Below are 12653 nucleotides of genomic sequence, written 5' to 3'. Positions count from 1 at the left end.
CCACGTAATCATTTAAAGGTAGGAATAGTCATGTCAGTGTCACGTCGCGGGTTCATATCCGGTGTGACTGTTGCAGCTTCGTCGGCAGCACTAGCCAGTGGTATGAGCAAGGCCCATGCCAGTGCGAAGATGCCCCCAGTGGAGCAAGACACAATCAATTTGGCGGATGTCGAAAACCGCTTGAGTCAGTCCACCGTCGCTTTTGATGGTCCTCACCAAGCAGGCATTGCCACTCCGCATCAAGCGCATCTCAACCTTTTGGCATTTAACCTGAAGGAGGGCGTTGACCGCGCAGGTCTCAGGCGCCTGATGCGGCTGTGGACGGAAGATGCCAGAACGCTGACCTCCGGCCAAGCACCCCTCGGCTCGCTCGAGCCAGAGATGGCGCAAACTCCGGCAAATCTCACCATCACGGTGGGTTTTGGCCAGGGTGCTTTCGAGGCAGCGAATCTTGGCGACGTGAAGCCGGGATGGCTGAAGGACCTACCTGAATTTTCCTTGGACCAATTAGACGATAAGTGGGGACAATCAGATCTAGTGCTACAGATCTGCTCTGATGACCCCACTACCGCGTCGTTTGCCATGCGCCATATGGTTCGTTCAGGCACTGATTACGTGAATACGGGCTGGTTGCAGCAAGGCTTCCTGTCCGCCGATGGATCCATGCCGAAGGAATCAACCCCGCGCAATTTGTTCGGCCAGGTCGATGGCACAGTCAATCCGCGTGACGACGAGGAATTCGCCGAGCAAGTGTGGATCGACGAAGGTGAGGCATTCACCCAAGGCGGAACTTCGATGGTTGTGCGACGGATCAGCATGAACCTTGACACTTGGGAGATGCTTGATCGCGTCTCACGAGAAAACTCTATGGGGCGAAATCTTCACAATGGTGCACCGTTGACCGGCGAGAATGAATTCGATGATCCGGACTATAACGCTGTTGATAAATATGGTCTGCCGGTAATTGATAAGAACAGTCATATGGCGCGAGCTAAAGCGCCGGATGACCACCCGGAACAAAAAATTAAGCGGCGACCTTATAACTACGACCTGCAACCGGATCCAGCGCTAGGCCAACTGTCCAATGCCGGTCTTGTGTTTATCTCGTTCCAAAAGGATCCGGAAGTCCAGTTCGTTCCGATCCAACAGCGTCTAGACGAATCTGACCGACTGAACACGTGGATCACCCACATCGGTTCTGCGGTGTACTGGGTGCCTCCAGGGGTCTCAGCTGATGGTGAGCGGGACAAGTTCTGGGCGGAATCTTTGCTCGTCGATAAGGGCTAAAACAATGCCTCAACTGGCACCTTCACCGGATCTGAAAACCGTAAGGTGCCAAACGCTAATGATTGTCAGCTAACGAGTAGACTGTGCGAGTACCCATCAGGGGTCTATTTGCTAGTTAAGTGTTCGCGGCCAGGTATGCCGCGAACGCGTGAGCGCAAAAGGAGCGCACAATCTATGGCTAACGATCTGGCTTCGTCGCCCGTTGATCTTTCATCTTTCATGGTTCCTGCGGGCACTGCCGTTGGCGCTGTCATGCGCGATCGTGACCTTCCCAACAAGGGAGAGAACGCAATCGTCTGCGTCAAGGACGCAGAAGGCAACCTCAAGGATCTTTCCCACGTCCCGGACCACGACGCAGAGTTCACCCCGGTTCCTGCCTCGAGTGAGGAAGGCCGTGGCGTCATCCGTCACTCGTGTGCGCATGTTTTGGCACAAGCAGTCCAGGCGGAGTTTCCTGGAACTAAGCTGGGCATCGGCCCGGCCATCGAAAATGGTTTTTACTACGACTTCGACGTAGCCGAGCCGTTTACTCCAGAGGATTTGAAGACTCTGGAAAAGCGGATGAAGAAGATCATCAAGTCGGGGCAGAAATTTGTTCGCGGTGTCTACACTTCCCAGGAGGAAGCCGCAGAAGACCTCAAGGACGAGCCATACAAGCTAGAACTCGTTCAGGATAAGGGCAACGTTGACCCGAATTCTGATGAGGCAACCGAAGTCGGCGCTGGTGAACTGACCTATTACGCGAACGTAAATCCGCGTACCGACGAGGTCGAGTGGCACGATTTGTGCCGCGGCCCTCACGTCCCAACTACCAAGTACATCCCTGCTTTTGCCATTACCCGCTCCTCGGCAGCGTACTGGCGCGGCGACCAGGCAAATGCTGATTTGCAGCGCGTGTACGGCACCGCGTGGGAATCGAAGGAAAAGCTCGACGAGTACCAGACCATGATGGCTGAGGCGGAAAAGCGTGACCACCGCCGCCTGGGCTCCGAGCTGGATCTCTTTTCTTTCCCAGACGATCTTGGCTCCGGCTTGCCAGTCTTCCACCCGAACGGTGGCATCGTGCGCACCGAGATGGAAGAGCATTCCCGTCGCCGCCACATTGAGGCTGGCTACTCCTTTGTGAACACGCCTCACATCACCAAGGCAGACCTTTACGAGCGCTCAGGCCACCTGGGCTTCTACAAGGACGGCATGTTCCCGCCAATGACGGTTGACGCGGAGTACGACGAGCACGGCCACGAGACCAAACCTGGCCAAGAGTACTACCTCAAGCCAATGAACTGCCCGATGCACAACCTCATCTTCGACTCGCGTGGTCGCTCCTACCGCGAGTTGCCACTGCGCCTGTTCGAATTCGGCACCGTGTACCGCTACGAAAAGTCCGGCGTGATCCATGGCCTGACCCGTGCACGCGGATTTACCCAAGATGATGCGCACATCTACTGCACCGAGGATCAGCTTGAGGAAGAGCTGACCACCGTGCTGGACTTCATCTTGTCCTTGCTGCGTGACTACGGCCTTGATGATTTCTACCTCGAGTTGTCCACTCGTGACCCGAAGAAGTCCGTCGGCTCCGACGAGATTTGGGAACGCTCCACTGAGATCCTCCGTCGCGTGGCCACCAATTCTGGCCTCGAGCTGGTTCCTGACCCAGAAGGTGCTGCGTTCTACGGCCCGAAGATCTCGGTGCAGGCACGCGACGCCATCGGCCGTACCTGGCAGATGTCCACCGTGCAGCTGGACTTCAACATGCCGGATCGCTTCAACCTTGAATACACCGCTTCCGACGGCACGAAGAAGCAGCCGATCATGATTCACCGTGCGCTGTTTGGTTCCATCGAGCGCTTCTTTGGTGTGTTGCTTGAGCACTACGCTGGTGCATTCCCAGCGTGGTTGGCTCCGCACCAGGTCATGGGTATTCCTGTTGCCGATGACTTCTCGCCGCACCTGGAGAAGGTCGCTGCGGAGCTTCGTAAGCGTGGTATTCGCGCCGACGTGGATACCTCTGACGATCGCATGCAGAAGAAGATCCGCACGCACACCACCGGCAAGGTTCCGTTCATGCTGCTTGCTGGAGCACGCGATGTAGAAGCAGATGCCGTCAGCTTCCGCTTCCTCGATGGATCGCAGGTCAACGGCGTTCCGGTTGCAGAAGCAGTCGATCTGATTGATTCTTGGGTGCGTGAACGTATCAATGACCAGCCGAGCGAGGAAACCATTGCCGCACGACGGGGCTAGCGGAAATCCTGAGCTTCCTTCGTACACAGATACTGGGGTGGGCGAACCCGATGCACTCCAGCGTCTGTGGGCTCCGTACCGGGCAAATTATATTGCGCAGGTGCCGGAGGATGACGCCTCGTCGTCAAGCGAAAGCTCTGATGATCCGTTCACGATCGCGCCGACGAAGTCCGACGAGGACGCGCTGATTGTGGCCCGGGGTACGTACGTGTATCTGATTTTGAATCTTTATCCGTATAACTCTGGGCATATGATGGTGGTGCCGTATCGCAAGGTAGCAGAGCTGGAAAACCTCAACGATGCGGAAACGTCGGAACTCATGGTTTTTCTTAAACGCTCAATCCGCGTGCTGAAAAAGGTTTCAGCGCCGGAATCAATTAATGTAGGGCTGAACCTGGGACGCGCCTCCGGTGGCTCCGTGGGTGATCACCTACATATGCATGTGGTGCCACGGTGGACGGGAGACGCCAATTTTTTGACGGTGCTCGACGGAACCAAGGTGCTTCCCCAGTTGTTGCGTGACACCCGGACGCTGATGGCGCAGGGGTGGAACGCCGTTATCGCGGAGGAGAACAGTCGTGCTTAGTGTCCATGGCAGAAAACCGGCAGCCGTAGTGGTTGAACCAGTGGCGAAGGCCCTGCTGAAAACGGGGATCACGCCAAATGCTGTCACTGTTATTGGTGCTGCGGTGACGGTGCTCATTGCCGTTATTTTGATCCCGATGGATTACCTGGTGTGGGCCGCGGCGTTGTCTGCGGTATTCGCTGCCCTGGACATGGTCGATGGCACGATGGCCAGAATGCGCGGGGGCGGTACTGCTTTTGGTGCCACGCTTGACGCAACCTGTGATCGCATCACCGACGGCGCACTATTTGCGGCGATTACCTTCTGGCTGGTCTACGTTGATGATGCGCATCCGTTGACGGTTGCAGTTTCGCTGGTTGTGGTTGTGACCTCCCAGATCATTTCTTATGTGAAGGCCCGTGGCGAAGCCGGTGGCCTGAAAATGGTGGGCGGGCTGATTGAGCGCCCTGAGCGCCTGATTCTGGGCCTTGGCGGTCTCGCCTTGGAAGGTTTCGGCGTGCCATATGCGATCGAGGTTGCGCTGTGGCTTTTGGCAATCGGCTCGGTGTTTACTGTCATCCAGCGATTGCTGATGGCTTCGCGTGATCCACAGGCGCAGGTGCCTGTGGGAGCGCCTGCGGGCTCAAAAGAAGCCGAGGAAGAGGCTCGAGCGGCTGAGGAATCGCCTGCGGATTTGGCCGAGGAGTCTGTTGAGCGGGAAGCAGAGAGGGATTAACGCGTGGCACGTGAGTCAGAGTCACAGTCGAAGGCACAGTCGAAGGCACCATCGAAGCTGTCCGCGGAAAATCTGAGTGCCCTGGGCTACCTGGCAGGGTGGAAACTCATTGGCAAACTTCCAAGCAGGCTCGTAAATGGCCTGTTCAATTGGGGTGCGGACAGGGCCTCGAAAAACGGTAAGGGCATGGAGATGCTGCGCCGGAATCTCACACGCGTCGTGGGAGCAGAAAACGTCACCGCGGACTTGGTGAAGGCCTCGGTGCGCTCCTATGCCAGGTATTGGCGCGAAGCGTTCCGCCTGCCACAACTTGCTGGAGACCCATCGTTGGTGGAGCGGATTTCCGAGGAAATGGTTGGCCGCGATCTGCTGGACAAATCTATTAACGAAGGCAAGGGCGTGATTTTGACCTTGCCTCACAGCGGCAACTGGGACATGGCCGGGATGTGGTTGTACACCGAATATGGCCAATTCACTACGGTGGCCGAGCGGGTGAAACCTGAAGTCCTCTTTGAGGCTTTCGTGGAGTTCCGCGAATCCTTGGGCTTCGAAGTCATTGCGCTGACAGGCGAAAAGGTCCCGCCGTTTCAGCAGCTCAAAGAGGTCCTGGAACGGGGCGGAATCGTCTGCCTGCTGGGCGAGCGTGACCTGTCTGATCGAGGAGTTCCTGCGAAGTTCTTCGGCGAGGAGACCACGATGCCAGCGGGTCCGGCCCAGCTGGCAATAGAAACCGGGGCGCCATTGCACGCGGTGCACTGCTGGTTCACCGGTACCGATAATGATCCAGGTTGGGGAATTTCGGTCTCTGCACCGGTAAAAGTAACTACGTTAGAGGAGACAGTCCAACGCATTTCCGACCTGTTCGCTGCAAATATTGCGGCACACCCGGTGGATTGGCACATGCTGCAGCCGCAATGGCCGGTAGATAAACGCAAGAAGAAGCCAAAAAATTAGCTAGCCGCGTACCTACGACTGAAAGGGAGCCGTTCGACGTGCGAATTGGAATTGTATGTCCCTATTCCTTTGATGAACCCGGTGGAGTTCAAGCCCATATCCTTGATCTTGCCGATATCTTGATTTCCCAAGACCATTACGTCGGCGTGCTCGGCCCGGCCTCAGCCGACACTGAGCTGCCTGATTACGTCACCCGTGGTGGGGGATCAATTCCGATTCATTACAACGGTTCTGTTGCTCGCCTAGCCATCGGCCCACAAGTTCGCAGGATCACGAAGGAATTCATCCGCGAGGGTGAGTTCGATGTCCTGCACATTCACGAGCCAAATTCCCCGAGCTATTCCATGGTGGCGCTGCGACTTGCTGAAGGGCCGATCGTCGCTACGTACCATGCCTCTGCGGCTTCGTCGCGCCTGCTCAAGTTCGCCCGCCCGCTCCTCCAACCCGCGTTGGAGAAGATTGACGGGGGTATTGCCGTCTCGGAGATGGCGCGCAGGTGGCAGGTTGAGCAGCTCGGCGGGGACCCAGTTCTCATTCCGAACGGCGTAGACACCACCAGTTTCTCGGAGGCGCGAAAGCCACATATCGAAGGTGCCCCCATCGAAATCGTCTTCCTCGGCAGACTCGATGAGTCCCGCAAGGGATTAGATATTCTTCTTCGCGCATTGACCCAACTTGATCGCGATGTTCGCGTAACAGTTATGGGTGGAGGTCGGCCCCGAAACGTTCCTGGGGTCGACTTCGTTGGCCGTGTCAGCGACGAGGAAAAGGTAGAAATCCTCGGTCGTGCCGATCTCTACGTCGCCCCGAACACCGGAGGCGAATCTTTTGGCATCGTTTTGGTTGAGGCGATGGCAGCCGGATGCGCAGTCGTCGCTAGTGATCTTGAAGCTTTCGCCGCGGTCTGCGATGCCCAGTCCGAGACGCCCGCGGGTGTACTCTTTCCTGTCGGCGATGACGCAGCGTTGGCTGACGCATTGCGCTCGCTTATCGACGACTCCGACGCCCGCACTCGGCTGATCGAGGCGGGGATTGCCCGCGCCAAACAATACGACTGGTCCACGGTTGCCGCGAAAGTGATGCAGGTCTATGAAACTGTCACCGACGGTGCCAACCATCAGATTGTCACGGTGGGCTAGTGACTACAACACTATGGGTAATCCTTGCCGTTCTTGTCACGCTTGCATTGGCGTGGGCATATCACACAGCCCAGCGGCTCGATGCCTTGCACGTGCGAGTTGACCGAAGCCGTGCGGCCTTGGAGGCAGCGCTTGATCGTCGGGCAGCGGTTATTGCTGCATTGGACCCGTCCGCCGCCCACGATGCCCGCAACGCGGAGGAAGCGGGACTTGTTCCGGGCGATTTTGATACCCGGATTCAGCGCGAGCGAGTACTGAATAAGAAAGTCGCTGCCAGTGGTGTCAGCGAGAGCACCGAACTTGCGGATGCAAACGCTCGTGTGATGTTGGCGCTGCGTTTTTATAATGATGCCGTCGCAGATACGCGAGCATTAAGGCTGCGCCCTCTCGTTCGAGTTCTTCGTCTTGGGGGCACAGCGCGGTTGCCGGAATTTTTTGAGTTCGGCGAGTTCTAAGCGGAGTTATTTGATCTGATTGGCGATCTCGTCGGGGTTGTAGGGTTGACCAATTGCAAGCAGGATAGCGAACACGATCGCGACCAGCACGACGATGATGATCAAGCTGCGGATCGGGTGGCGAACCACCTGCGCAAGTGCTTTGTCCGGGAGCGATTCGGGTGTCTCAGCCGGGTCAGAGAAACGCCAGCCGCCCTCGAGTCGGCCACTGCGATCTGCCCAGATTGAAAATGGCAGGGCAGCCCAAGGGATCAACGACATGGCAAGGCCCACGATTCCAACACCCACGGACCAACGATTGTTCACCCACACGAGCACCGTCAGGACAACGAAACACAGGAAGCCGAAGCCGTGGATTCCACCGGCAATAGGGGTGACAGCGTCAGTGACCCCCGAGTACTTCAACACCATTCCGATAATCAGGAAGGTCCAAGTGAAAAATTCGAGGATTGCGACGGAAAGGTGCAGCTTTTTGGGGGTGAGAGAGCTCATGAACCACCACGCTACCTGTACTTCGCCTAAAACCGTGTACCGTTTCCGTTTATGACTGCGAAGCACTCGATTAACGATATTTTGAACCTCGAACGGATTGATTCCGACATTTATCGTTCCCCTGTGATCGAATCTCAACTTGAGCGCACCTTCGGTGGCCAGGTTGCCGCCCAGGCGCTCGTTGCTGCTACCCGCACTATTAATGAGGGCAAGTTCGTCCACTCGCTGCACGGCTATTTCATCCGCCCCGGAAAATCTAACGAAGAGACCGTGTTCTTGGTCAATCGCATGCGCGACGGAAAGTCCTTTGCCACTCGCCATGTTGAGGCCATCCAAAACGGCGAGACAATCTTCTCCATGCAGGCTAGCTTTCATCGCCATGGCGACGAAGGCATTGAGCACTCCGACCATATGCGCGAAGTCCCTCGGCCCGAAGAACTCGATGACGCGCGCAGCACCTTGCCCCCAAGCTCCCGAGCACTTCTTAATGAGTGGTCCGACTGGGATTTCCGCATGGTGCCTCCGGATCGCTACGAGCACAACAAATACACGCCTAGCCAGCAGGTAGTGTGGTTCCGCTCCAAGCAAGAATTGCCTGACGACGATACATTCCACGTCTGCACCCTGGCATATATGTCGGATATGACGCTCTTGCAATCTTCCATGGTCCCTCATCCAGGTCACAAGGTGCAGATGGCCTCTTTGGATCACGCAATGTGGTTCTTGCGCCCATTCCGTGCCGACGACTGGTTGCTCTACGACCAAGTGTCTCCGTCGGCCCACGCTGGGCGCGCCCTGACCCACGGTCGGATTTTTGACAGTGCGGGCAATCTAGTGGCGATGGTGACCCAAGAAGGGCTCACGCGGACGTTGCGCAAGGGGACGAAGTCAATCCCACTGCGCACGACCGAAAATCACGATTCGCAATAAAATTTGTCCCGTGGTGGGTGGGTTCCCGTGCTAGGTCGAGATGTGCGTATACTTGAAGGCCGACACGCGGTAGGCCCGCGGCACACGTAGAAAACGCGTTGTGCGCGGATTTTGCCTTCGCAACCACCGAAAGAAAGGCAACGGTTATGTCAGGCCACTCAAAATGGGCAACAACGAAGCATAAGAAGGCCGCCAACGACGCCAAGCGTTCAAAGCTGTGGGCGAAGTTGATCAAGGACATCGAAGTTGCAGCGCGTACCGGTGGCGGAGATCCTGCAGGTAACCCAACGCTGGACGACATGATCAAGAAGGCCAAGAAGGCCTCTGTTCCAGGCGATAACATTGAGCGTGCTCGTAAGCGCGGTTCAGGCGAAGAAGCCGGTGGCGCCAACTACGAGAACATCACCTACGAAGGCTACGGCCCAGCAGGCACAGCTATCCTCATTGAATGTCTGACTGACAATCGCAACCGCGCAGCTACCGAAGTTCGCACCGCAATGACAAAGAACGGTGGCAACCTTGGTGAATCCGGTTCGGTTGCTTACATGTTTACCCGCACTGGTGTGATTCACATCAAGAAGGGCGAGCTCAGCGAAGACGATGTGTTGATGGCAGTTCTTGATGCAGGTGCCGAAGAAGTTGTTGATCTCGGCGATGAGTATGAGATCGTGTGCGCACCAACCGACATCCAGGCTGTCAAGAGTGCTCTCGAAGCCGAGGGCATTGAAGTTGAGCAGGCTGACCAGGAATTCCGCGCATCAGTGCACGCTGAACTCGGCGTGGAGGACGCACAGAAGGTACTCAAGCTGATTGACGCACTGGAAGATTCGGACGATGTACAGAACGTGTACACGAACATGGATCTGTCCGACGAGGTAATTGAGGCGCTTGACGCATAGCCTTGTTCCTCGTGTTTCGCCCCGTACGCTGTGTAATCTTTCCACGCTGCTGCGGGGCGTCACTGTCTGTCTACCAAGTGTGGTAGAACAAATGTGTGATTAATTTTGTGAGGTGGGTGTGAACACCGCAGGTCTTCGTGTGATGGGCATCGACCCGGGCTTGACTCGGTGCGGTCTCTCCGTTGTGCAAACGGGCAGTGGCAGACAGGTCATTCCTGTTGCCGTCGGGGTCGTGCGCACCCCTTCGGAGGCTGAGCTGGCCGAGCGGCTCTTGCGCATTTCTCGGGCAGTTGGGGAGTGGATGGATGATTACAAGCCCGACGTCGTGGCTATGGAGCGTATTTTCGAGCGCGGAAATGTGTCCACCGTCATGCACACTGCCCACGCCGTAGGAGTGATGGTCCTCGCCGCTGCGGAGCGCGATATCCCAGTGCACATGTATACGCCCTCTGAAGTGAAAAAGGCTGTGTCGGGCAATGGACGCGCTGATAAAAAGCAAATGACTACTATGATCACCCGCATTCTTGGTCTAAGTGAACCTCCAAAGCCCGCGGATGCCGCCGATGCCCTCGCAGTTGCCGTGTGCCATTGCTGGAGGGCCCCACTACTTGCTCGTACTCAACAGGCGCTAGACGCCGCAGGGGTGAAACGCTCATGATTGATTCTCTTAATGGTGAAATACTCTCCATCGGCCTCGACCATGCAGTGATTGAGTGTGGGGGAGTGGGATACCGGTTCCTAGCTGCCCCTCCAACGCTGGGCAGGCTCACTAGAGGCGAGTCCACACGCGTGCTCACCGCAATGGTTGTCAAGGAAGACTCCATGACACTGTATGGCTTTACCAATGTCGACGATCGTGAGTTATTCCATACCTTGCAAAGCGTGAGCGGGCTGGGGCCAAAACTCGCGCTTGCGACTTTGTCGTTATATAACGCCTCCGAGGTGGCACAATTAGTCACCTCAGGTGATGTGAAGGCGCTGCAAGCCATCCCAGGTGTGGGTAAACGCATGGCCGAGCGCATGGCACTGGAGCTGAAGGACAAGCTCAAGGCAGTAGCTATGGAAGTACCTGCAACAGGTTCAGAGTCGCTGGGGCACGTCTCCTCGAACGCGATGGTAGAGCAAGTCATTGAAGCTCTCATTGGCCTCGGGTTTACAGAGAAATCAGCTCGTCCTGTCGTAGAGTCAGTTGTTGCAGAAAACGAAGAAGCAGATACTGCCCTTGTGCTGCGTACTGCGCTTGCTCAACTCGGTCGGAAATAAAGAAACAGATAGGTCGTAGTTTGTGTCTGACGTAGAAAAGACGGAATTTCAATTGCCGCCTGATATGCAGCGGAAGGCGTCATCTCGTAGTGAAGATGCCCCGATTGATCCGCGGGAGCAAATCCAGGAACGCGATGTTGAAAAGACACTGCGGCCAAAGGGCTTAGATGAGTTCATTGGGCAGCCTAAGGTGCGTCAGCAGCTGGACCTCGTTCTTACTGGTGCGAAAAACCGTGGCGTCACGCCCGATCACATTCTCCTGTCGGGTCCTCCCGGCCTAGGCAAAACCACCCTGGCCATGATCATTGCCCAAGAATTAGGCACCTCCTTGCGGATGACGTCGGGCCCAGCCTTGGAGCGCGCAGGCGATCTAGCGGCAATGTTGTCGAACATCGTTGAAGGCGACGTGCTTTTTATCGACGAGATTCACCGCATCGCCCGGCCCGCCGAGGAAATGCTCTACATGGCAATGGAAGACTTTCGGATCGATGTCATCGTCGGCAAAGGCCCTGGTGCGACCTCGATTCCACTAGACATTCCACCGTTTACATTGGTGGGGGCCACCACGCGCGCAGGTATGCTGACAGGCCCGTTGCGTGACCGTTTCGGTTTTACGGCGCAAATGGAATTTTATGAGGTCGAAGACTTAACCAAGGTGATCACGCGCGCCTCGAACATTCTGGGCGTAAGCATCGACCATGATGCCGCAGTGGAAATCGGTTCGCGTTCGCGAGGTACTCCTCGTATTGCTAACCGCTTATTGCGCCGCGTGAGGGACTGGGCCGAAGTCAACGGTGACGGACACGTTGATGTTGCAGCAGCACAAGCTGCATTGGAGGTGTTCGATGTTGATGAACTCGGCCTTGACCGGCTTGACCGAGCAGTTCTCGGCTCGTTAATCAAAGGCCATGGTGGTGGGCCTGTGGGCGTAAACACACTGGCTATTGCGGTGGGCGAAGAACCAGCAACGGTTGAAGCGGTGTGTGAGCCCTATCTTGTGCGAGCAGGTCTGATGGCTAGGACCGGTCGCGGGCGCGTGGCCACTGCAGCAGCGTGGCATCATCTCGGGCTAACTCCGCCACCAGAGGCACCAGGCCAGCTAAACGTGTAAGAATCCAGGAGTTTGGCAGGCGCTTTTATGGGGGTTGAGTAGGAGAACCGGAGATTTCCATGCCACAATAAAGGCCTATGGATCTCTTACTATTACTTCTTGTCCTTGCAATATTCCTTCTTCCTTCTATTTTTATGATGCGTTCGCAGCGCAAGCGCCAGCAACAGGTCACTGAGATGCAGTACGCGGTGAACCCGGGCGACCGGATTGTCACCGTCGCTGGTTTCCACGCAACTGTCGTCGCAACGCGTGACACCGAAGTCGACCTTGAACTTGCCCCGGGCACGATTGTGACCATGGAACGTCAGGGCATCATGCGCAAGGTGGAAGAAACCCCAGCTACGGCACCTTATAACGAGGTTCCTGGTTCTGCAGGTGCTGTGTGGAATGAGCAGCCGGTGCAAGAGCCTGGGCTTAACTCTCACCCTGAAAACCTGCCAGCAGAGCCTGCTCAGGAAGAGCACCCTGAGAACAATTCCGAGAATAATCAAGAGGGCACCCCTGACGAGGGACCACGAGAGAACCGCTAACTCATGCAGTACTGAAAGTCCGACCCTTACTTAAGCACTCAAGCGGGTCGG

At 56.4% G+C, this 12653-nt stretch carries 14 protein-coding genes; 13 read left to right on the top strand and 1 reads right to left on the bottom strand.

Annotated features, from left to right (window positions below):
* Positions 1-30 precede the first annotated feature (30 nt).
* From ACXZ66_RS08220 to ACXZ66_RS08190, 7 genes are all read left to right on the top strand, one after another.
* Entirely contained in the window at positions 31-1287 is a 1257-nt protein-coding gene (locus ACXZ66_RS08220) for a Dyp-type peroxidase (RefSeq protein WP_458748016.1), read from the top strand.
* Positions 1288-1461: 174 nt separating this feature from the next.
* Positions 1462-3528, top strand: a complete 2067-nt coding sequence (gene thrS, locus ACXZ66_RS08215) for a threonine--tRNA ligase (protein ID WP_458748015.1) — start codon at positions 1462-1464, stop codon at positions 3526-3528.
* Complete coding sequence (locus ACXZ66_RS08210; RefSeq protein ID WP_458748014.1) at positions 3509-4114, top strand: HIT family protein; 606 nt, start codon at positions 3509-3511, stop codon at positions 4112-4114. The genes thrS and ACXZ66_RS08210 overlap by 20 nt, the downstream gene beginning before the upstream one ends.
* Complete coding sequence (gene pgsA, locus ACXZ66_RS08205; protein ID WP_458748012.1) at positions 4107-4829, top strand: phosphatidylinositol phosphate synthase; 723 nt, start codon at positions 4107-4109, stop codon at positions 4827-4829. Before ACXZ66_RS08210 ends, pgsA begins: the two co-directional genes overlap by 8 nt.
* Before the next feature lie 57 nt (positions 4830-4886).
* Positions 4887-5783 carry a phosphatidylinositol mannoside acyltransferase gene (locus ACXZ66_RS08200; RefSeq protein ID WP_458751334.1) on the top strand — a complete coding sequence of 299 codons (897 nt, stop codon included), beginning with the start codon at positions 4887-4889 and terminating at the stop codon, positions 5781-5783.
* 38 nt (positions 5784-5821) lie between these two features.
* Positions 5822-6922 (top strand): glycosyltransferase family 4 protein, encoded by a 1101-nt coding sequence (locus ACXZ66_RS08195; RefSeq protein ID WP_458748011.1) that lies wholly within the window; start codon positions 5822-5824, stop codon positions 6920-6922.
* Entirely contained in the window at positions 6922-7377 is a 456-nt protein-coding gene (locus ACXZ66_RS08190; protein ID WP_458748010.1) for a LemA family protein, read from the top strand. Before ACXZ66_RS08195 ends, ACXZ66_RS08190 begins: the two co-directional genes overlap by 1 nt.
* Before the next feature lie 6 nt (positions 7378-7383).
* On the opposite strand, the gene ACXZ66_RS08185 is transcribed toward ACXZ66_RS08190, so the two are convergent.
* A complete protein-coding gene (locus ACXZ66_RS08185) occupies positions 7384-7869 on the bottom strand; it encodes a DUF3817 domain-containing protein (protein WP_458748009.1) in 486 nt (161 codons plus the stop codon).
* A gap of 51 nt (positions 7870-7920) precedes the next feature.
* On the opposite strand from ACXZ66_RS08185, the gene ACXZ66_RS08180 reads away from it, so the two are divergent.
* The 6 genes from ACXZ66_RS08180 to yajC all read left to right on the top strand — a co-directional run bounded on the left by ACXZ66_RS08180 (position 7921) and on the right by yajC (position 12602).
* Complete coding sequence (locus ACXZ66_RS08180; RefSeq protein WP_458748008.1) at positions 7921-8799, top strand: acyl-CoA thioesterase; 879 nt, start codon at positions 7921-7923, stop codon at positions 8797-8799.
* Positions 8800-8945: 146 nt separating this feature from the next.
* Complete coding sequence (locus tag ACXZ66_RS08175; protein ID WP_458748007.1) at positions 8946-9698, top strand: YebC/PmpR family DNA-binding transcriptional regulator; 753 nt, start codon at positions 8946-8948, stop codon at positions 9696-9698.
* A 118-nt stretch (positions 9699-9816) separates the two neighbouring features.
* Complete coding sequence (gene ruvC, locus ACXZ66_RS08170; RefSeq protein ID WP_458748006.1) at positions 9817-10356, top strand: crossover junction endodeoxyribonuclease RuvC; 540 nt, start codon at positions 9817-9819, stop codon at positions 10354-10356.
* Positions 10353-10961 carry a Holliday junction branch migration protein RuvA gene (gene ruvA, locus ACXZ66_RS08165; RefSeq protein WP_458748005.1) on the top strand — a complete coding sequence of 203 codons (609 nt, stop codon included), beginning with the start codon at positions 10353-10355 and terminating at the stop codon, positions 10959-10961. The genes ruvC and ruvA overlap by 4 nt, the downstream gene beginning before the upstream one ends.
* 22 nt (positions 10962-10983) lie before the next feature.
* The gene (gene ruvB, locus ACXZ66_RS08160) at positions 10984-12072 is read left to right on the top strand and encodes a Holliday junction branch migration DNA helicase RuvB (protein ID WP_458748004.1); all 1089 of its coding nucleotides are present in this window, start codon (positions 10984-10986) and stop codon (positions 12070-12072) included.
* Between the two features lie 77 nt (positions 12073-12149).
* Complete coding sequence (gene yajC, locus ACXZ66_RS08155; protein WP_458748002.1) at positions 12150-12602, top strand: preprotein translocase subunit YajC; 453 nt, start codon at positions 12150-12152, stop codon at positions 12600-12602.
* Positions 12603-12653: the final 51 nt, after the last annotated feature.

It is taken from the genome of Corynebacterium sp. S7, from assembly GCF_054401105.1.
The sequence above is the reverse complement of the archived record's forward strand: the minus strand, read 5'-3'. Positions and strand labels throughout refer to the sequence as shown.

Bases quoted from the DNA above. Each gene is read 5' to 3' on its own strand.
- thrS (WP_458748015.1), top strand. From the start codon at position 1,462: ATGGCTAACGATCTGGCTTCGTCGCCCGTTGATCTTTCATCTTTCATG.
- ACXZ66_RS08175 (WP_458748007.1), top strand. From the start codon at position 8,946: ATGTCAGGCCACTCAAAATGGGCAACAACGAAGCATAAGAAGGCCGCC.
- ACXZ66_RS08180 (WP_458748008.1), top strand. From the start codon at position 7,921: ATGACTGCGAAGCACTCGATTAACGATATTTTGAACCTCGAACGGATT.
- ruvA (WP_458748005.1), top strand. From the start codon at position 10,353: ATGATTGATTCTCTTAATGGTGAAATACTCTCCATCGGCCTCGACCAT.
- ACXZ66_RS08220 (WP_458748016.1), top strand. From the start codon at position 31: ATGTCAGTGTCACGTCGCGGGTTCATATCCGGTGTGACTGTTGCAGCT.
- yajC (WP_458748002.1), top strand. From the start codon at position 12,150: ATGGATCTCTTACTATTACTTCTTGTCCTTGCAATATTCCTTCTTCCT.
- ACXZ66_RS08185 (WP_458748009.1), bottom strand. From the start codon at position 7,869: ATGAGCTCTCTCACCCCCAAAAAGCTGCACCTTTCCGTCGCAATCCTC.